Annotated in this window: 16 protein-coding genes; 8 read left to right on the top strand and 8 right to left on the bottom strand. The window is 66.9% G+C overall.

Annotated elements, in window-relative coordinates:
* Window positions 1–459: 459 nt before the first annotated feature.
* Both B9Y82_RS12810 and B9Y82_RS12805 read right to left on the bottom strand, forming a co-directional pair.
* Complete coding sequence (locus B9Y82_RS12810; protein WP_100473508.1) at window positions 460–1,005, bottom strand: WG repeat-containing protein; 546 nt, start codon at window positions 1,003–1,005, stop codon at window positions 460–462.
* Window positions 1,002–2,714, bottom strand: a complete 1,713-nt coding sequence (locus tag B9Y82_RS12805; RefSeq protein WP_100473507.1) for an alkaline phosphatase — start codon at window positions 2,712–2,714, stop codon at window positions 1,002–1,004. The genes B9Y82_RS12810 and B9Y82_RS12805 overlap by 4 nt, the downstream gene beginning before the upstream one ends.
* Window positions 2,715–2,868: 154 nt before the next feature.
* On the opposite strand from B9Y82_RS12805, the gene B9Y82_RS12800 reads away from it, so the two are divergent.
* Window positions 2,869–4,203, top strand: coding sequence for a dicarboxylate/amino acid:cation symporter (locus B9Y82_RS12800; RefSeq protein ID WP_100473506.1), 1,335 nt, complete (start codon window positions 2,869–2,871; stop codon window positions 4,201–4,203).
* A 311-nt stretch (window positions 4,204–4,514) separates the two neighbouring features.
* Here the strand turns inward: B9Y82_RS12800 and B9Y82_RS12795 are convergent, their stop codons facing one another.
* Both B9Y82_RS12795 and B9Y82_RS12790 read right to left on the bottom strand, forming a co-directional pair.
* Window positions 4,515–5,285, bottom strand: a complete 771-nt coding sequence (locus B9Y82_RS12795) for a C40 family peptidase (protein WP_100473505.1) — start codon at window positions 5,283–5,285, stop codon at window positions 4,515–4,517.
* Between the two features lie 131 nt (window positions 5,286–5,416).
* A complete protein-coding gene (locus B9Y82_RS12790; protein ID WP_049445709.1) occupies window positions 5,417–5,956 on the bottom strand; it encodes a C40 family peptidase in 540 nt (179 codons plus the stop codon).
* A 111-nt stretch (window positions 5,957–6,067) separates the two neighbouring features.
* Here B9Y82_RS12790 and B9Y82_RS12785 point away from each other — a divergent pair, with 111 nt between their 5' ends.
* From B9Y82_RS12785 to B9Y82_RS12755, 7 genes are all read left to right on the top strand, one after another.
* Window positions 6,068–6,550, top strand: coding sequence for an FKBP-type peptidyl-prolyl cis-trans isomerase (locus B9Y82_RS12785; RefSeq protein WP_014647924.1), 483 nt, complete (start codon window positions 6,068–6,070; stop codon window positions 6,548–6,550).
* A 99-nt stretch (window positions 6,551–6,649) separates the two neighbouring features.
* Window positions 6,650–7,894 (top strand): DUF418 domain-containing protein, encoded by a 1,245-nt coding sequence (locus B9Y82_RS12780; RefSeq protein ID WP_100473504.1) that lies wholly within the window; start codon window positions 6,650–6,652, stop codon window positions 7,892–7,894.
* A 3-nt stretch (window positions 7,895–7,897) separates the two neighbouring features.
* A complete protein-coding gene (locus tag B9Y82_RS12775) occupies window positions 7,898–9,148 on the top strand; it encodes an NAD(P)/FAD-dependent oxidoreductase (RefSeq protein WP_100473503.1) in 1,251 nt (416 codons plus the stop codon).
* Complete coding sequence (gene gorA / locus B9Y82_RS12770; protein WP_100473502.1) at window positions 9,145–10,503, top strand: glutathione-disulfide reductase; 1,359 nt, start codon at window positions 9,145–9,147, stop codon at window positions 10,501–10,503. Before B9Y82_RS12775 ends, gorA begins: the two co-directional genes overlap by 4 nt.
* A 159-nt stretch (window positions 10,504–10,662) precedes the next feature.
* Complete coding sequence (locus B9Y82_RS12765) at window positions 10,663–11,583, top strand: DMT family transporter (RefSeq protein ID WP_075677048.1); 921 nt, start codon at window positions 10,663–10,665, stop codon at window positions 11,581–11,583.
* Entirely contained in the window at window positions 11,490–11,918 is a 429-nt protein-coding gene (locus tag B9Y82_RS12760) for an MGMT family protein (protein WP_428993175.1), read from the top strand. The genes B9Y82_RS12765 and B9Y82_RS12760 overlap by 94 nt, the downstream gene beginning before the upstream one ends.
* A gap of 93 nt (window positions 11,919–12,011) precedes the next feature.
* Window positions 12,012–12,686, top strand: coding sequence for a rhomboid family intramembrane serine protease (locus tag B9Y82_RS12755; protein WP_005410509.1), 675 nt, complete (start codon window positions 12,012–12,014; stop codon window positions 12,684–12,686).
* A 139-nt stretch (window positions 12,687–12,825) separates the two neighbouring features.
* Here the strand turns inward: B9Y82_RS12755 and B9Y82_RS12750 are convergent, their stop codons facing one another.
* The 4 genes from B9Y82_RS12750 to B9Y82_RS12735 form a co-directional block, all read right to left on the bottom strand.
* Window positions 12,826–14,409 carry a phytoene desaturase family protein gene (locus B9Y82_RS12750; RefSeq protein WP_100475228.1) on the bottom strand — a complete coding sequence of 528 codons (1,584 nt, stop codon included), beginning with the start codon at window positions 14,407–14,409 and terminating at the stop codon, window positions 12,826–12,828.
* A gap of 75 nt (window positions 14,410–14,484) precedes the next feature.
* Window positions 14,485–14,979 carry a VOC family protein gene (locus B9Y82_RS12745; RefSeq protein WP_100473501.1) on the bottom strand — a complete coding sequence of 165 codons (495 nt, stop codon included), beginning with the start codon at window positions 14,977–14,979 and terminating at the stop codon, window positions 14,485–14,487.
* 124 nt (window positions 14,980–15,103) lie between these two features.
* On the bottom strand, window positions 15,104–17,110 hold the full coding sequence (locus tag B9Y82_RS12740) for a M13 family metallopeptidase (protein ID WP_100473500.1): 2,007 nt from the start codon (window positions 17,108–17,110) through the stop codon (window positions 15,104–15,106).
* Between the two features lie 220 nt (window positions 17,111–17,330).
* The gene (locus B9Y82_RS12735) at window positions 17,331–19,433 is read right to left on the bottom strand and encodes a M13 family metallopeptidase (RefSeq protein ID WP_100475227.1); all 2,103 of its coding nucleotides are present in this window, start codon (window positions 19,431–19,433) and stop codon (window positions 17,331–17,333) included.
* Window positions 19,434–19,816: the final 383 nt, after the last annotated feature.

Here is a 19,816-nt window from a genome sequence, read left to right as displayed (position 1 = left end):
GTTTCCTGAGGGTTGGCGGGGTGGGTCCGGTTGCGGGGGGCGCTGCAAGTACGTCCATGTAAGCTCGGTCGCCGCATCCATGCGGCTCACGCCCCCGCAACCGGACCCACCCCGCCTTCGACAGTTTCCTGCGGTCTGTTGGACATGCCGAAGGGGTTGCCGAGGGGGTCAGATCCGTTTTCCTGCGGAAAACGGATCTGACCCCGATTTATTTCGATATCTGACAGATTTCATCCACGCAAAGCGTGGATGGTCCAACCGTCACCGGAGATCTGTCGGAGGTGGGGCGGTGTCGGATTGCGGGGTGTCCGCGGCATGGATGCCGCGGCCAAGCCCCCATGGATGGGTTGACGGCGTCCCCGCAATCCGACACCGCCCCGCCCAACTCACAGAAAACCAGAGCCGCTTTTGATCTTGATTTGGCTTCGGCAGGTGCAGGGCGCAGCCCTGCCGAAAAACCTACTTCACCCGACGGCCCGAGCGGTCGATCCGGAACCGCTCTCCGCCTTCCATCGGCGTGTGGCCATCGGCATCCGGCGTACCGCGACGGCAACCGTTGCAGACCTCGGCCACGCCATCCTGGAACGGCCAGCCGAAATCGAAGGTGCCGGGCACCACCTGGCGGAACTTCAGGTCGAAGTAGCCGACGCGGTTGCCGACGCGGGCGCGCAGCAGGCCTTCCTGCGGTGTTTCCGGACCGTTGTCCCAGGTCAGTACCGGCAGGCTGCGGCCCTTGCGGTCGACATAGTGGAAGCCCTGCCCGGCATACACCACGGCCAGGCCGTGGTCGTCGTAGTTCAGGTCCTTCAGCGTGTCGGCACTGATCTTCGGCCGGTGATCGATCACCTCGCAGTTGGGCAGCGGCCACAGTCCGTGTTCGTCGGTCAGCAGCTTGCACGCCGGTGCCTGGGCCGCTGCATGGGTACTGACCAGTACGCCAAGCACTGCCAGCGACCACGCAAGGCGGCCGCTGGCGGGGGCAGGGCGCGCCTGCCGTGCGATCACTTGGCCTCGGCCTTGCGTTCGAAGGCTGTCGGTGCCGGCAGCTGCACCGGCACGCCCTTGTCATCGCAGGTGCCGGCCTGGCACAGGCGCTCGCGCAGGGCCGGGGTGGCCTGCACGATCATGTGGTAGATCGCGTTCTGTTCCAGCGTGCCGCGGATCGCCTTGCTGCCCGGGCCGCGCGCCCAGATGCCGACGTCTTCGCCGCCGTGCGACTCGGACTTCATCGGCACCAGTGCTTCCTGCATGTAGTCCGGATGCTCGGTGTCGACCTCGCGCAGGTTCGGGCGGCCGTTGGCCGGTTCGAAGCTGCTCGGGTTGTGCGGGTAGCGCTTCGGGCCGGCCGGCTGCTGGTTGCTGCTGCCGGTATGGCCCGGGCCATTGGCGTAGCTCAGCGTGGTGTACGGCTGGCCGCTGCCGTCCAGCGCGTAGTCCAGCTTGCCGGCGCCATCTTCGCCGCCCTTGTCCTTGACCTTGCCCAGGATCGGGTTGCCGCGTGCCGGGTAGCCGACGAAGTTCAGCGTGTGCGAGTGGTCGGCGGTGACGATGATCAGGGTGTCGTCGGCCGAGGTCAGCTCGTTGGCCACGCGCACCGCATCGGACAGCGCCACGGTCTCGGTCAGCGCACGGTAGGCGTTGCCGCTGTGGTTGGCATGGTCGATGCGCGCGCCTTCGATCATCAGCACGTAGCCTTCCTTGTGCCTGGACAGATTCCTGATGGCTGCGGCAGTCAGTTCGGCCAGGCTTGGCTCACCACCCGGATCCTGCGGGCGCTCGTACTCGTAGCGCATGTGGTCCGGTTCAAACAGGCCGAGGATGGCCGGCGCGTTGGTGGCCGCCGCCAGCTGCGTGCTGTTCCACACGTAGGCACCCTGCGGATGCGCCTGCTGCCATTCCTGTACCAGGCTGCGGCCATCCAGGCGTTGGCCGACCTTGTCGTCGTACTCCGGGTCGCGTTCTTCCACCGTGGTGAATTCACCGCGGCCGCCGCCGAGGGCGACCAGCGGGCCGCGGCCATAGCGCGAGGTCGACAGCAGCTGCTGGGCGATGTCCTTGCAGCCGGCCGCCTTGGCCGCTTCAGTCAGGTCGGTATCGTTTTCCCAGTTGCGCTCGGGCGAGTGCGCGTAGGTGGCGGCCGGGGTGGCATGGGTCAGGCGTGCGGTGGACACCACGCCGGTGGCCAGGCCGGCGCTGTCGGCCAGCTGCAGCCAGGTCAGCAGGCCCTTGGACAGGCTGTCGGCACAGTCGGTGCGGCTGCCGGCGCTGACGCCGATCGCACCCATGTGGGTCTTCACGCCGGTGGTGATGGCGGTCATGGTGCCGGCCGAATCCGGGGTCTGCGAATCGGTGTTGTAGGTCTTGCTGAACGCCGTGGCCGGGAAGCGCTCCCACGACAGCAGGTTCTCTTCACCCGAGCCGCCCTTCTGCTGGCCTTCGTAGATGCGCGAGGCCGCCACGGTGGTCAGGCTCATGCCGTCGCCGAGGAACAGGATGACGTTTTTGGCCTTGCCGGACATCGCGCCGTTGGCGGCGGCCTGGGCGGCGCCGCTGCGGTACCACCACTGCGGGGTCTCGCCGGCCGGATGGGTGACAGGATCGACGGCGACCTTCAGACCGGCCGGGGCAGAGGCGGAGGTGGTACTGGCGCTGGCGCAGGCGCCCAGCAGCAGGGTGGTGGCGCAGGCGGCCAACAGGGAGACGGAACGGCGCATGGACGCTGGGATCTCACAAACTGTAACGGGACGTTCATTATGCCCGGCCCCGCAAGGCACGCCGATGACACACTGATTTGCCGGCCGGGCGGTCGTTCTGCGGACCGCCATGGGCTATCGTGCCAGCATCCCTTCCTTCCCCTCTGGATTGCCTATGAAGCTGGTCTCTGCCTGGCTGCGGATTCCATTCTGGCAGCGCGTGGTCGGCGGCTTCGTGCTCGGCGCGCTGGCCGGCTGGGCGTTCGGCCCGGCCGCGGAAACGTGGTTCGGCCCGCTCGGTGAACTGTACGTCACCCTGATCAAGATGATTGCCGTGCCGCTGGTGTTCTTCGCGGTCATCAACGCGATCTCGTCGCTGCATGGACAGAAGTCGGTCGCCGCGCTCAGTGGCCGCACCTTCCTGTGGTTCGTGATCACCGCTGCGTTGGCGGTGTGCGTCGGCCTGGGCGTGGGTACCGTGCTGCAGCCTGGCGCCGGAGGCCTGCAGCTGACCATGGCCAGCAACTACGTGCCGCGGGAAGTGCCCAGCGTGGTGCAGGTGCTGTTGGACGTGGTGCCAGCCAATGTGTTCTATGCGCTGTCCGGCATCGGCACCAAGGTCAATGCGGCCGGTGAAACCGTGTTGGCTGCCGGTCGCGGCTCGATCCTGCCGGTGATCTTCTTCGCCGGCCTGGTGGGCTTTGCCATCGTCAAGCTGGGCGAGAAGGTGACCGAGGCGCGCAAGCTGGTCGGCCAGATGAGCGACATCATGATCCAGGTGACCCGCTTCGTGCTGGAAGTCACCCCGATCGGTACCTTCGGCCTGATCGCCGGCCTGGTCGGCAGCTACGGGTTCGAGAAGCTGCTGCCGCTGGGCCATTTCGTACTGGCGCTGTACGTGGCCTGCGCCCTGCACATCGTGGTGGTCTACAGCGCACTGCTGCTGGCGCACGGCCTGAACCCGCTGAAGTTCTTCCGCGGCGCGGCGCCGGGCATGCAGGTCGCCTTCGTCAGCTCGTCCAGCTTCGCCGCGATGCCGGTGGCGCTGCGTTCGATCACCCACAACCTGGGCGTGAACAAGGACTACGGTTCGTTCGCGGTGCCGCTGGGCGCCAGCATCAAGATGGATGGCTGCGGTGCGATCTACCCGGCGCTGTGCGCGGTGTTCATCGCGCAGTACAGCGGTGTGCCGCTGACCCCGGAGCAGTATGTGGTGGTGCTGATCGCTTCGGTGCTGGGCAGCTTCGGTACGGCCGGCGTGCCGGGTACCGCGGTGATCATGGCCACGGTGGTGCTGAGCGCGGCCAACCTGCCGCTGGAGACCATCGGCTACCTGTATGCCATCGACCGCATCCTGGACATGATGCGTACGATGACCAATGTGACGGGCCAGATGCTGGTGCCGGTGATCGTGGCCAAGGAAACCGGGCTGCTCGACCAGGCGGTGTATGACAACCCGTCCAGCAACGTGGGCGTGGACGATCCGGACCCAACACCGCCACGCCGCTGAGGTTGCGTGGAGATGAAGGCCCGCCCTGACCGGCAGGCCTTTTGTCTGGGAGGTGGCTTGCGCGGTGTCGGCCGAGGCGGGCACCTGGTAGATCCACGCCACGCGTGGATGGCGGCAGTGCCGACCAACGGTCGGCACCCACCAGAGGTCGGTGGATCCACGCCGTGTGTGGATGAGGGCAGTGCCGACCAAGGTCGGCACCCACCGGGGCCGACCGGCGCCCATCTGTCATTGCGGGCCCAACAAAAAAGCCGCTGCAGGGCAGCGGCTTTCTCGTGTCAGGCGGCGCGGCAGCGCCAACCGGTCACAGATCAGAGATCGACCCGTCGGGCCTGCATGAACTTGTTGCCCCAGTAGCCACTGAGGAGCGTGTCCACGCGGACGTCCTTGCCCGAGCTCGGTGCGTGCAGGAAGCGGCCGTCACCGACATAGATGCCGACGTGGTCGACGCGGCCCTTGCGGCCGAAGAAGACCAGATCACCCGCCGCCAGCGCGGCGCGGTCGTTGATCAGTTCGGCGTTGTCGTCGTGGGCCATCTCGCGCGAGACGCGCGGCAGCTCGATGCCCAGGGCCGAACGGAACACGTAGCCGACCAGGCCGCTGCAGTCGAAACCGCTGTCCGGATTGCTGCCGCCCCAACGGTACGGGGTGCCCAGCAGGGTCATCGCGCGGCGCAGCAGCGACTGCACCTTGCCATTGTCGGCTGCGGTGCCGACAACGCTGCCATTGGCGGCGCTGCTGGTGTCGTAGTTGGCGAGCAGGCGGCTGAGGTCCCCGGCTACCACGGCCGAGCGGTCCATCAGCGGAATGGTGTCATTGGCGGCCAGATGCGGCAGCAGGGCGGCCAGCGTGGCACTGGCGGCGGCATCGACGCGGCTGCGCTGCGGAGCGGCCGCCTCGGCCTTGGCGGCCGGTCGAGCGGTGCTCTCGGCGGCGGCCGGGGTCACTTCGGAACGGTTCGGAGCAGTCTGCGACCAGGCCGGAAGGCTGGTCAGGCACAGTGCCAGGCCAAGCAACAACGGGCGGGCACTACGTGAAGATGCGGAAGTCTGGCCTTCGCTTTTCAGGTCGTCAGTCGTCACGCGTCGGTCACAGGAAAAAAACGATGGGGCATCATGCCCTGTAAAAGCGGCAATAAGTTAAAAATTCCGTTAGAAAACCGTTAGTTTCAGTGTGATGTGTGTCGCAGTTTTGAACATATCGCCTGTTCATTTTAGCGAAGGACACGTTTCGCGCCGGTGTAGTGGTCCTTCCAGTAGGGGCCGCTGAGTGAGTCCAGGCGCACGGTGCCGCCGGTGCTCGGTGCATGCACGAAACGCCCTTCACCTACATAGATGCCGACATGGGTGACGCTGCCGCGGCTGCCGAAGAACACCAGGTCGCCGGTGGCCAGGCGCTGCGGGTCGATCTTTGGGCCCTGTACCGCCGCCAGGTCGCGCGAGGTGCGTGGCAGCCGCAGGTCCAGCATTTCGCGATAGACATAGGCGACCAGGCCGCTGCAGTCGAAGCCCGAATCCGGGGTATTGCCGCCATAGCGGTAGGGCGTGCCGACCAGGCTGATGGCGCGCATCAGCACCGAGTTGGCGGCCTCGGGGTTGTCCGGCACGGTCTTTGGCCAGTTCGCCGTGGGCGGGGGCGGCGCCGGGCGGGTGGCCTTGCCACCGCCACAGGCGGTCATCAACAGGGGCAGGGCCAGCAGCAGGGCCGGGGCGAGGAACCGGCGCAGGCCGGACGAAACTGGCGTGATGTGCATGATCTCCGGATAATGCGCCACCTTGGATTGGCCGTCATGATGGCGGCGTCCCCGTCGGGCGACAACCCGCCCCAACCCGCCTGCCTCCGGCAGATCCAGACAGAGTTGCGCATGAAGATCGAAAAAGACCGCGTTGTCCGCTTCCACTACACCGTTTCCGAAGTCGGCCAGGAGCCGATCGAATCGTCCAAGGACCGCGGCGAGCCGCTGGCGATCCTGATCGGCCACGGCAACATCATCCCGGGCCTGGAAAACGCCATGATGGACAAGGAAGCCGGCGCGACCTTCAACGTCGACGTCAAGGCGGCCGATGCCTACGGCGAGCGTCGTGAGGGCCTGTCCCAGCGCGTGCCGAAGAAGCACTTCGGCAACACCAAGCTGGCTCCGGGCCAGCAGGTCGTGCTGCAGACCAACTTCGGCCCGCGTGCGGTGACCGTGCAGAAGGTCGGCATGAGCGTCGTCGACGTTGACCTGAACCATCCGATGGCCGGCAAGGACCTGCACTTCGACGTCGAAATCGTCGATGTGCGCGAAGCCGGCAAGGAAGAGCTGGACCACGGCCACGTCCATGGCGACGGCGGCCACCAGCACTGATCGCAGCGCGATCGTGATGGCAGCAACGGCCCGCTTCGGCGGGCCGTTGCGCATGTGGAACACGGCGCTGGCATCCATGGTGCACGGGCCGGCGGCATAATGGCGGACCTGCCTGACGGATGCCCCGTGAACGCCGCTTCTCCTTCCCTGCAGCCGGTGGCTTCCGGCGAACGTATCGCCGTGCTGGACGTGCTGCGCGGTGCCGCGTTGCTGGGCATCCTGCTGATGAACATCGAGGCCTTCAGCGGCCCGCTGGATCTGGCCTTCACCGGCATCGACGTGCATTGGCGGGGCATCGATTACTGGGCCGACGCTTTCGTCTACGTGTTCGTGCAGGGCAAGTTCTTCACCCTGTTCTCGCTGCTGTTCGGCGCCGGCTTTGCGGTGATGGCGCAACGCGCCGAGGTGGCCGGGCGCGACTTCACCCCGTTCTACCTGCGCCGCAGCGCCGGCCTGCTGCTGATCGGCCTGTGCCATGCACTGCTGGTCTGGTCCGGCGACATCCTGGTGATGTATGCACTGATCTCGCTGCCGCTGCTGGCCTGCCGCGAGGCGCCGCGCAGCTGGCTGCCGTGGATGGGCATGACCGTCTACCTCGGCGGTGTCGCGATGATGCTGCTGGTGGGCGCGATGGTGTCGATGGCTTCAGCCGAAGAGGTGCAGGGCATGCTTGCCCAGGCGCAGCAGAGCATCGACCTGCAGCGGCAGGTGTACGGGCAGGGCAGTTGGGCGCAGGCCAATGTGCAGCGCCTGAGCGAGTTCGGCACCTCGATGGGTGCGCTGCTGATCACCGGCCCGGAAGTGCTGGGCATGTTCCTGATCGGCAGCTGGTTCGCCGGCAGTGGCGCGCTGACGGCGCCGGAGCGCTTCCCGCGCCTGTACGCGTCGCTGCGCTGGATTGCATTGCCGCTGGGCCTGCTGGTCACGCTGCTGGGGGTTGCCTGGAAACCCTATCTGGCACCCGGCGCGTACAACCTGCCGGTGACGGCGGCGATGGCCCTGCTCACGGTTGGCGGGCTGCCGATGTGCCTGGGCTATCTGGCGTGGATCGTGCACTGGCGCACGCGGCTTGCGTGGCTGGCGCCGGTGGGGCGCATGGCGTTGACCCACTACCTTGGCCAGTCGCTGCTGTGTACCTGGATCTTCTACCACTATGGCCTGGGCAGGTTCGAGATGATGCCACGTGGCGTGCAGCTGCTGTTCGCGCTGCTGCTGTTTGCCGTGCAGGTGGTCATCTCGCACCTGTGGCTGCGTCATTTCCGCTTCGGCCCGATGGAGTGGGTATGGCGTGCGATGACCTATCGACAGTGGCCACCGATGCGGCGCGGTGCCGGGCAGGGCTGATCGATGCAGGGCGCACACGAGGATGTGATCGTGGTCGGCGCCGGTGCCATTGGACTGGCCGCTGCGCTCGCGTTGCGCGCACAGGGGCGGCAGGTGCGCGTGATCGACCGGGGGCGCGTCGGCGGCGCGACGTCGCATGGCAACTGCGGCACCATCACCCCCAGCCATGCGCCACCGCTGGCGGCACCCGGCGTGCCACTGCGTGCGCTGCGCTGGATGCTCGATCCGCGTGCGCCGTTGTATGTGCGTACGCGCATGGATCCGACATTGTGGCGTTGGTTGCTGCAGTTCGGGGCGCGCTGCAATGCGCGCGACTGGCTGCACGCCACGCGGGCACGCGGCGCATTGTTGGATGATTCGCGGCAGCGCCTGGCCCAGTGGGTGCATATACATGCGCTGGACTGCGAATTCGCTGCGCGCGGGCTGGACTATGTGTTTGGTGATGCCCGCAACTTCGATCTTCATGCGGCCGAGTGCGAGGCACTGAACACGCTGGGCATCGTCACCGCCTGCATCGATGGCGGCGACTATGCGCGCGACAATCCAGCGTTCCATGATCGCCTTGCCGGTGCGATCCACTTTCCCGGCGATGCGCAGCTGCGTCCGGACCGTTACACCGCTGAACTGGCGCGCGTGCTGCGCGCGCAGGGCGTGGTGATCGACGAACAGGTGGACGTGCAGGGATTCAGTGACGATGCGCAGGGCGTACGCGTGCAGGCCGGCCAGCAGACCGTGCGGGCGCGTGAGCTGGTGCTGGCCACCGGCCCGTGGTCGCGCGACTGGGCACGTCAACTGGACCTGCGCGTGCCGATCCAGCCCGGCAAGGGCTATTCGCTGACCTGGTCGCGACCGGCGCAGGTGCCGCAGCGTCCGGTCGTGTTGAAGGACCATTCCGTGTTCGTGATTGCCTGGCGCGACGCGTTTCGGCTGGGCGGCACCATGGAGTTCGCCGGCGCCGACCCGCAGCTGCGCACGCGCCGCCTGCAGGCCCTGCAACAGGCCGCCGACCACTACCTGCGCGCGCCGCGCGGTGCGCAGCTGCAGGAGCAGTGGTGCGGGTGGCGCCCCATGAGCGTGGACGACGTGCCGTTGATCGGCCGCGCGCCCGCGCATCCTCACGTCTGGCTTGCAGCGGGGCATGGCATGCTCGGCATCAGCATGAGCGCCGGCACCGGCCAGCTGATCGCCGATCTCGTCTGCGGCCGCACGCCAGCGATCGATCCTGCCCCTTACCGACCCGAGCGATTCCGATGAGCACTGCATCCTATGATTACGACCTGATCGTCCTTGGCGGCGGCTCCGCCGGCCTGGCCGGTGCGATTCGCGCCGCGCAGCACGGCAAGCGCGTGGCAATGCTGGAGCCCGGTGAGCTGGGCGGGACCTGCGTCAATGTTGGCTGCGTGCCGAAGAAGGCGATGTGGCTGGCGGCCGACCTGCACGAGCGCATCGGCCTGGCCAGTGCGATGGGCTTCGATGTCGAAGCGCGCCCGGCGCTGTCGTGGAAGGAACTGGTGATCCATCGCCAGGCCTACATCAGCAACATCCACACCAGTTACCACAAGCGCCTGGACGAAACCGGCGTGGTGCGCATTCCGGCGCGCGGCCATCTGCTTGATGCGCACACCGTGGCCTGCAGCGATGGCGTGCGCTACAGCGCCGAGCACATCCTGATCGCGACCGGCGCGCACCCGCTGCGTCCGGATATCCCCGGCGCGGAACTGGGCCTGGTCTCCGACGATTTCTTCGATCTGCGTGCGGCGCCGGCCGAGGTCGCGATCATTGGCGGTGGTTACATCGCGGTGGAACTGGCCGGATTGCTGCAGGCGCTGGGCAGCAAGGTGAGCCTGCTGGTACGTGGCCAGCGGCTGCTGGATCGTTTCGATTATGAGCTGACCGATCAGCTGGCCGAGAACCTGAAGCAGCAGGGCGTGCGCATCCATTTCGGCTATCGCTTGCGCGAACTGCAGCGCGATGGCGAGCGCGTACGTGCATTCGGCCATGATGGCCCGCTCGACAGCGTGTTCGACGCGGTGTTCTTTGCCACCGGCCGCCGCGGCAACAGCCGTGACCTGGGCCTGGAGGCGCTCGGCATCGGCATTGGCGAACACCAGCAGGTGCAGGTGGACGAGTGGCAGACCACCTGCGTGCCGAGCGTGCACGCGGTGGGTGACATTGCTGGCAAGGTCGGCTTGACCCCGGTGGCGGTGGCCGCATCGCGACGGCTGATGGACCGTCTGTTCGGTGGCCGCCCACAGTCGAAGATGGATTACGAGAACGTGGCCAGCGTGGTGTTCTCGCACCCGCCGCTGGGTGCGGTGGGCATGAGCGAGAAGGAAGCGCGCGCGCGCTTCGATCAGGTGAGCGTGTACCACAGCCGTTTCCGCCCGATGCTGCAGGCGTTGGCCAACGGTACCCAGCGCAGCCTGTTCAAGATGGTCTGTGCCGGCCCGGACGAACGGGTGGTGGGTATTCATCTGCTGGGCGAAGCGGCCGACGAGATCCTGCAGGGCTTCGCGGTGGCGGTGAAGATGGGGGCGACCAAGGCTCAGTTCGACGACACCGTGGCGATCCACCCGACCTCGGCCGAAGAAGTGGTGCTGATGCGCTGAGCCGGGCCGTTGCAGGGCCGAGCCATGCTCGGCCGCATTTCGCCCAGGCATGGCGAAGCCGAGCGTAGGCTCCGCACTACTGGGCACCGGGCGCCCCCATGCGACAATGAGCGCCCCCACGCCTTCCCGGGCCGCTCCGCGCGGCCCGCCGTCGTCCTGATGTCCAACACCGCTTCCCGTATCGCTACCGCCTCCCCTCGCATCGCGCTGGGGGGGATCGGCCTGGCCGCGATCGGCGCCATCGCCGCGTCCGGCAAGGCGATCATCGTCAAGCTCGGCCTGCGCCACGGCGTGGATGCCACCACGCTGCTCGCGCTGCGCATGCTGATGGCGCTGCCCCTGTTCGCGTTGATGGCAGTGTGGGCCGCGCGCCGGGCCGAACCACTGTCCTGGGCGGACCGCGCGCGCGTGCTGTGGCTGGGCTTCACCGGCTACTACCTGTCCAGCCTGCTCGACTTCCAGGGCCTGCAGTACATCAGCGTGACCCTGGAACGGCTGATCCTGTACTTGAACCCGACCCTGGTGCTGCTGATCAACGTGCTGCTGGCGCGCCAGCGACCGGGCCGCTGGCAGATCGGTGCGCTGGTGCTGAGCTACCTGGGCGTGCTGCTGGCCTTCGGCCACGACCTGCAGCGCGAGGGTGGGCAGATCATCGTCGGCAGCCTGCTGGTGCTGGGCAGTGCGCTCAGCTACGCGTTGTACCTGTTCGGTAGTGGGCAGGTGGTCGCGCGCATCGGTGCGGTGCGGCTGACCGCCTATGCCAGCTGCGTGGCCAGCGTGCTGGTGCTGCTGCACTTTGCGGTGACCCATCCGCTGCCGTTGCTGTGGCAGGCACCGGCGCCGGTCCAGTGGCTGTCGCTGGTCAACGCCACTGTGTGCACCGTGCTGCCGGTGCTGGCGATCATGCTGGCGGTGCAGCGCGTGGGTTCGTCGCTGGCCGCGCAGGTCGGTATGCTGGGCCCTGTTTCCACCATCGTGATGAGCCTATGGCTGCTCGACGAACCGATGGGGCCGGCACAGATCGCCGGCACCGTGCTGGTACTGATCGGCGTTCTGCTGGTAACCCGGCTGCGGCGCTGACGCCGGAGCAGGCGCGTGCGCGCATCCTGGCAGTGATCCGCGCGATTCCGGCGGGGCAGGTGATGGGTTACGGCCAGGTGGCAATGCGCGCCGGCCTGCCCGGGCGTGCACGCCTGACCGCGCGCATCCTGGGCCAGAACGACGACCCGGACCTGCCCTGGCACCGCGTGCTGCGTTCGGACGGGCGCATTGCCATGGAAGAAGGTTCGGCCGGCTGGCGCGAACAATCGCAGCGGCTGCGTGCCGAGGGCGTGCGGGTGGAGAATGGCCGGGTGCGGATGGCAGTGACCGATCCTGCGGCGGTGCTGGATGCGGCCGTGTGGGGCCCGGGCTGAGCACCGCTGGCGACTGAACAGGCCAGACCTGCGGGGCGCCAACAAGACACGGTGCTGCGGCTATGATGGAGGCCGTTCCATGCCGGTGCTCCCATGTTCCCGCGACTGCCAACCGTCACCAAGGCCCTGCTGATCGCAAACGCGATCCTGTTCCTGCTGCAGCAGCCGTTCCTGCTTGGCATGCAGACCTTCGAGCCGTTCATGCTGCAACCGCTGCAGCAGGGCTTCGATGCGTTCTCGCCGGGCGGCAACTTCCAGCCCTGGCAGCTGCTGACCTATGGTTTCCTGCATGGCAGCTTCGGCCATCTGTTCTTCAACATGCTGGCGGTCTTCATGTTCGGCGCGCCGCTGGAGCAGACCTGGGGCGAGAAGCGCTTCCTGCTGTACTACCTGGTGTGCGTGGCCGGTGCCGGTGTCTGCCAGCTGCTGGTGGGTACGCTGCTGGAAAACCCGGCGACGGTACTGGGTGCCTCCGGCGGCGTGTTCGGACTGCTGCTGGCCTACGGCATGCTGTTCCCCAACCAGCGCGTGATGCTGCTGTTCCCGCCGATCCCGATGAAGGCGCGTACCTTCGTGATCCTGTTCGGTGTGGGCGAGCTGGTGCTGGGCATGACCGGCTGGCAGCCGGGCGTGGCCCACTTCGCGCACCTCGGCGGCATGCTGTTCGGCTGGTTGCTGATCCGCTACTGGCGCGGGCAGCCGCCGTTCAACAAGCGCCGCCCGCCCGGCCCACCGAAGCGCCCGAACCATCTGCGCAGCGTGAAGTGAGGCGCTATGCGCCACGCTTCACGCGGGTAGGTGCCAACCTTGGTTGGCACGCTTTGAATGGCATCATTTGACGCGGTAGGTGCCGACCGTTGGTCGGCACACATTGCTCGGTAGATGCCAACCGTTGGTCGGCACACCTCTACAGATCCTGCAACACCACCTGCGCGGCATTGTGCCCGGGCGCACCGGTGACACCACCGCCGGGATGGGTGCCCGAGCCGCACAGGTACAAGCCGGGCAGGGCGCCGCGATAGCCGGCCTGGCCGACCATCGGCCGTGCCGAGAACAACTGGTTGGCACTCAGTGCGCCGTGGAAGATGTCGCCGCCGACCAGGCCGAAGGTGCGCTCCAGATCCAGCGGCGACAGCACCTGCCGACCGAGCACGCTGGCGGTGAAGCCGGGCGCATGCCGTTCGACGGTGGCGATCATCAGGTCGGCTACGGCCTCCCGGTGATCATCCCAATGGCGGCCTTCAGGCAACACCGGTGCCACGTGCTGGCAGAACAGGCTGGCCACATGCTGCCCGGGCGGCGCCAGCGAATCATCCAGCGTGCTGGGGATCAGCATTTCCACGATCGGTTCGCGTGACCAGCCGTCGCGGCGCGCATCCAGCCAGGCGCGGTCCATGTAGTCCAGGCTGGGCGCCATGATGATGCCGGCGCTGAGGTGATCGCCGGGGCCGGGCAGGGCACTGAAATCCGGCAGCCGGGACAGCGCCACGTTCAGCCGGAACGTGCCGGAACCGCAGCGCCAGTTCGCCATGCGTTCGCGCGTCGCGTTGGGCACCTGTGCCGGTTCCAGCAACTGCTCGTACAGCAGCTTCGGATTGACGTTGGCGATCACCGCGTGTGCGCGCAGGATTTCGCCGTTGGCCAGTTCCACGCCCACTGCGCGACCCTGCTCGATCCGCACGCGCCGCACACCGGCCTCCACGCGCAGGTCCGCACCGGCCTCGCGTGCCGAGGCAGCAATCGCCTGGCTGATCGCGCCCATGCCGCCGATCGCGTGGCCCCAGGCACCTTTCACGCCATTGCACTGGCCGAATACGTGGTGCAGCAGTACATAGGCACTGCCCGGTGTATACGGGCTTGCGTAGTTGCCGACGATGCCGTCGAAGCCGAACAGCGCCTTGATCGGCTCGCTCTCGAACCAGCGGTCCAGGTACTCCGCCGCCGACAGCGTGAACAGATCCAGCAGTTCCTGCCGCAGCGAGGCGTCCAGCGTCGCCAGTTCACGACCGAGACGGCCCATCTGCCAGAGGGCGGGCAGGGCACGCCAACCGCCTGCTGTCCCCAGGTCCGGCGGTGTGCGCAGGGCCCATGCGCGCAGCACGTCGGCGAAGATCTCCAGGCGTGCCTCGTACGCGGGCAAGCGCTGCGCATCCCGCTCGGAGAACTTCGCCACTTCGGCCTGGGTGCGGCCTGGCGCGGACAACAGGTAGCGGCCGTCCGGCAACGGCAGGAAGTTGTTGGCCGGACGCGCAACGATGCGCAGCCCATGCGCATGCAGCTGCAGGTCGTCGATCACCTTCGGCTGCAGCAATGACACCGTGTACGACGCCACCGAGTTGCGGAAACCGGGATGGAATTCCTCGGTGACTGCGGCACCGCCGAGAACGCCACGACGTTCCAGCACCAGTACCTTCTTCCCGGCGCGCGCCAGATAGGCCGCGCAGACCAGGCCGTTGTGGCCACCGCCAACGATGATCGCATCCCAGGTCATCAGCACCTCGCAAAAAGGGGACGGAGGGGATTAAGTCGCAATCTGCATCTGCGCGCAGGGGCGGGGAGAAACGACTTAATCCCCTCCGTCCCCTTTTTTGATTGCCGCTTCGATGGTGGCGATGTCGATCTTCTTCATCGGCATCATCGCGTTGAAGGCGCGCTTGGCCAGGGCCTTGTCCTTGCTGGTCACCGCTTCGATCAGCATCCGGGGGCTGATCTGCCAGGAGATGCCCCAGCGGTCCTTGCACCAGCCGCATTGGCTCTCCTGTCCGCCGTTGCCGACGATCGCGTCCCACAGGCGGTCGGTTTCAGCCTGGTCCTCGGTCTGGATCTGGAAGGAGAACGCTTCGCTGTGCTTGAACGCGGTGCCGCCGTTGAGCCCGACGCAGGGAATACCACAGACCGTGAACTCGACCGTCAGTACGTTGCCTTCCTTGCCGTCCGGATAGTCACCGGGGGCGTGGTGCACGGCGGTCACCGCGCTGTCGGGCAGGATACTGGCGTAGAAGGTGGCGGCCTCAAGCGCGCCGTCGTCGTACCAGATACAGATCGTGTTCTTGTGTGCCATGTCGGGGCTCCGCGATGGACGAAGGCGCAGCGATAGCACGCCCGGTGTTAACCCGGGATCGTGCTGCACCCGCAAAAAAAGGGCGCCCGAAGGCGCCCTCTGCGTTACCGGTACCGCGGGTGGCTCAGCGCCAGACCTTGATCTGCTCGGCATCGCTGCGCTGCATCGGCTGGCCCGGCTTGCAGCTGAAGCTGGCGCCGAAGGCCGGCAGGTTCGACAGCGGGCCGTTGGTGCGCCAGCGACCCGGGGCACGGATGTCGGCGGTCAGCCGGCGTGCGGCTTCGTTCGGCGAGAGCTGCTGCGGCCACAGTGCGGCCCACGCGCGGAAGAAGCCCTGCTGCTGGGCCGGCTTGGCCTTCGGCTCCTGCGCGGTGTAGGCCGCCCAGGCCAGCTCCAGGCCGGCGATGTCGGCCAGGTTCTCTTCCTGGGTAAGCGTGCCGTTGACCTTGGCACCCTTCACGCCGGGGAACTCGTAGCTGCCGTACTGCGCAGCCACGCGGGTACCCAGCAGAGTCCAGGCGGTCTTGTCGGCCGGGGTCCACCAGCTGCGCAGCTCGCCCTTGGCGTCGACCAGCGCACCCTTGGCATCAATGGCACGGGTCAGCTCGTGGCCGACCAAGCCACCGAAGCTGCCGAACTTGTCGGCGGCGTCGGCCTTGGCGTTGAACACCGGGCCCTGCAGGATCGCGGCGGTGACGATCATGCGGTTCTGGGCCAGGTCGTAGGCCAGCGAGGGCTGCTGCGGCAGCACATCCCAGCGCCGGTCGGCGTTGCCCTTGCCGATGCGCTTCATTTCCTCGCGATGGCGCCAGGTCGAAGCAATCAGCATGTTGCCGCCGAACGAGCCGCGGCCCATCGGCTGCACGCTGTAGTCGAGATCGCGCAGCGGGGTGCCGATCTCGATCTTCAGCGCCGCCAGCTTGGCCTGCGCTTCGGTCTTGGCTTCGGCACTCATCCAGCTGCTGTTCTTGACTGCCTCGATCTGCACTTCGCGCACCTTGTCGACGATCCACGCCGCCTGGCGACGATCTTCGGCGGACAGGTAGCGGGCCGCGTATTCGCGACCGACCATCGGGCCGGCGGCCACGTTGATTGCCTCCAGCACGTCTTCCCAGCGCTGCGGCGGCAGGGTTTCGCCACGCAGCACGCGGCCACGGAATTCGAACTCGGCGTCGCGATAGGCCTTGGACAGGTACGGCGCCATCGCGTCGCCCACGCGCCAGCGCAGGTAGGCCTTCCACTGGTCCGGCTTGAGCTTGGTGACCATGCCATCGAGCTGCTTGAACAGCGCCGGGTCGGCCAGCGAGACCAGGTCGTCGTCCACGCCCTGTGCCTTCAGGAATGCGTCCAGCTGCAGGTTGCGGTAGCGGCTGTTGAGCTCCTTGGTGGAGATCGGCGCGTAGTTGTTGAACGGGTTGTTGATGCCGGCCAGCGACTGCGCATTGCGCGCCAGCTCGGTCTCCAGCGCGATCACCGACTGCGATTCGGCATCCAGCTTGGCCGCCGGGGTGCCGGTCAGCGCCAGGATCTGCTTGACGTAGTTGCGGTAGCGACCCATCAGCGCCACGGTATCGGCGTCGGTGCGGGTATAGAACGCCGGGTCCGGCAGGCCCATGCCACCCTGCATGAAGTAGCCGATGTGGCGGTCCAGCGCCTTCAGATCGACGTCAGGGCCGAAGTTGAACGCCACCGGGATGCCGACCTGGTGCAGCGCGGCGATCGAAGCCGGCACATCCTTGGCCTTCTTGATGGCATTGATGCGGGTCAGCAGCGGGGCGATCGGGTTGGAACCGTCCGCTTCCACGGCGGCTTCGTCCAGGCCACTGGCCCAGAAGTCGCCCAGCAGCTTCTGCACGTTGCCCTGCGGCGACTTCATCGCGGCGTCGAGCAGTTCACGCTGCTGCTGGCGGCTGCGGTCGACCAGCTGGCCCAGCGCGGTGGCGGCGCCGGTCTGCGGCACCGGGTTGGCCTTCAGCCAGCCTGCGTTGGTGGCGTCGTAGAAGTCGCTGCACTGGGCGCTGACAGCCGGAGCGCGTGCGGCCTTCTTCTTGGCGGCGAACGCATCGTGGGTCGGGACCAGGGTCGCCAGGCTGATGCCCAGGGCGATGGCAAGCGGACGGAAGTTGGGCATGTGGAACGAATCCGTGATGGATTGAGGGCGCGCGCACTATAGCAAGCCGCGCATCGACGCGGGATGCACGCATCAGGCCGCTTTCGCCGACCAAGGTCGGCAGCTACCGGAGAGCGTCCTGGTCAGTAGATCCACGCCATGCGTGGATGACAGGCGCTGCCAAAACAAAGGCCCGGGAATTCCCGGGCCTTTGCAGGAATGCCGCAGCGTCAGCCGTGGCTTACCAGATCACCACCTGCTGCTCGCCGGCGCGGGCCATCGGCGAACCGGCCTTGCACTGGAATGCAGCGGCGAAGGTCGGCAGGTTCGACGGCGCACCCATGGCGCGGAACTGCGCCGGGGCATGCGGGTCGGTGGCCAGTCGGACCTTGGCGTTTTCCGGGGTGTACTTGGTGCGCCACACGGTGGCCCAGTTGAAGAAGAAGCGCTGGTCGCGGGTGAAGCCATCGACCTTCGCATCTTCCTTGCCGGCGCTGGCCTTCTGCAGGGCGTCGTAGGCAGTGGCCAGGCCGCCGAGGTCGGCGATGTTCTCGCCCAGGGTCAGGTGGCCGTTCACTGCCTGGCCGTCGACCTTGTACTGGTCGAACTGCTTGACCAGCTTGCCGGTGAGGCCTTCGAAGTTCTTCTTGTCGGCCGGGGTCCACCAGTCTTCCATGTTGCCGGTCGGCCCGAAGCGCGCGCCCTGGTCGTCGTAACCGTGGGTCATTTCATGGCCGATCACCGCACCGATGCCGCCGTAGTTCAGCGCGTCGTCGGCCTTCGGGTCGAAGAACGGCGGCTGCAGGATGGCGGCCGGGAACACGATCTCGTTCTGCAGCGGGTTGTAGTAGGCGTTGACGGTCTGCGGGGTCATGCCCCACTCGGTCTTGTCCACCGGCTTGCCGATCTTGGACAGGTTGAACTTGTAGTTGAACTCGTTGGCCGCGCGCACGTTGCCCAGGTAGCTGTCGCGCTGGGTCTGCAGGCCCGACCAGTCACGCCACTTGTCGGGGTAACCGATCTTCGGGGTGAAGGTTTCCCACTTGGCGATGGCCTTGGCCTTGGTTTCCTCGCTCATCCAGCTCAGGCCCTGGATGCGGTCCTTCAGCGAGGCGGCCAGGTTCTTCACCAGTTCTTCCATCTTCGCCTTGGCTTCCGGCGAGAAGGCAACCTTCACGTACAGCTGGCCGAAGGCTTCACCGGCATCGTTTTCGATGGTGCCCAGCACGCGCTTCCAGCGCGGCTTCTGCTCCTTCTGGCCGTTGAGGGTCTTGCCGTAGAACTCGTAGTTCTCCTGCACGAAGGCGTCAGCCAGGTACGGCGAAGCGCTGTCCACGGTGTGGAAGCGCAGGTAGGCGCGCCACACCGACGGGTCGGTGTCGCCCAGCGCCTTGCTCACTTCCTCATGGAACGCCGGCATGGCCAGCGAGAATTTCTCCGGTGCAGTCACGCCCTGCGACTTGAAGAACTCGGTCCAGCTGAAGTTCGGGGTCAGCTTGTCGGCGTCGGCCAGGGTGACCGGGTTGTAGTACAGCTCGACGTTGCGCGACAGCTCCACGCGCGACTTGGAGGCCTTGGCCAGGCGGGTTTCGAACTTGACCACGTCCTCGGCCTGCTTGGCCGCATCGGCCGCGGCCACGCCGGACAGCTCGAGCACCTTGGCGACGTGCGCCTGGTACGCCTTCAGCTTGTCGGCGTTCTTGGCATCGGTGTAGTAGGTGGTATCCGGCAGGCCCAGGCCACCCTGGCTGGCATAGGCCATGTTCATGGCGGAGTTCTTGAAGTCCGCTTCGGCGCCGAAGCCGAACAGGATGTTGTCACCCTTGGCGGCGCTGCTGCGCAGGTAGTTTGCGATGGACGCCTTGTCCTGCAGGCCGTCGATCGCAGCCAGGTCGGCCTTCAGCGGCTCGATGCCCTGGGCATTGATCTTGGCTTCGTCCATGCCGGTGGCCCACAGGTCGCCGACGATCTTCTCGATGTGGTTCGGGGTCTTGACCTGCGCGACCTGTTCGGCCAGCTGGTGCTGCACGGCCACCGAGCGCTCGTCGAGGATGGTGAACGCGCCCCAGCTGGTGCGGTCGCCCGGGATTTCATTGGCAGCCAGCCACTTGCTGTTGACGTAGTCGCCGAAGGCGGTGCAGGCGTCCTTGGTGGTGTCCAGGTCGCTCGGCTGGAAGGCGTTGTAGGCCGGCAGCTTGCTCTCGTCCAGCTTATAGGTGGTGGCTTCGGCGGTGGCCGGGGCGGAGGCGGTGGCGTCCTTGGCCGGGGTTTCAGTCTTGCCGCAGCCAACCAGCGCGGCCGAAACGGCCAGGGTCAGCAGCACGATCTTGGGAGTACGGGTCACTTGAATGGCCTCCAGGCCGAGTGAGTCAGGGAGTGGCCGCAGGTGCGGCCGTGGGCCGAACGATACGCCGCCGGCCGGACCTGCAAGGGTGTCGAAGGTCATGTCCCTGTGCAAGCGGCGCGCCGACGCCAGAAAGGCGTTGCGGAAGGCCCCCACCACGCTCCGCGTGGGCTGAGCGGACACTGGCGGCGTCAACTCGTCCTGGTGAATTCAGCATGAACATTCGTTCGCGAGTGCCGAGGGCGCAGGCGCTGGAGGAGCGCCGCGACAGGATATGTCCAAGGCAGTTCCCCTGCTGCATAGCGGCGCCTGCGGGACAGGGGGAGTTTTTTCAAGCCCATGATTTGAAAGATTAATGTTCTGGGTGCCGGTACGGGATTCCC

It is taken from the genome of Stenotrophomonas maltophilia (assembly GCF_002799155.1).
Taxonomy (GTDB): Bacteria; Pseudomonadota; Gammaproteobacteria; order Xanthomonadales; family Xanthomonadaceae; genus Stenotrophomonas; species Stenotrophomonas maltophilia_R.
The sequence above is the reverse complement of the archived record's forward strand: the minus strand, read 5'-3'. Positions and strand labels throughout refer to the sequence as shown.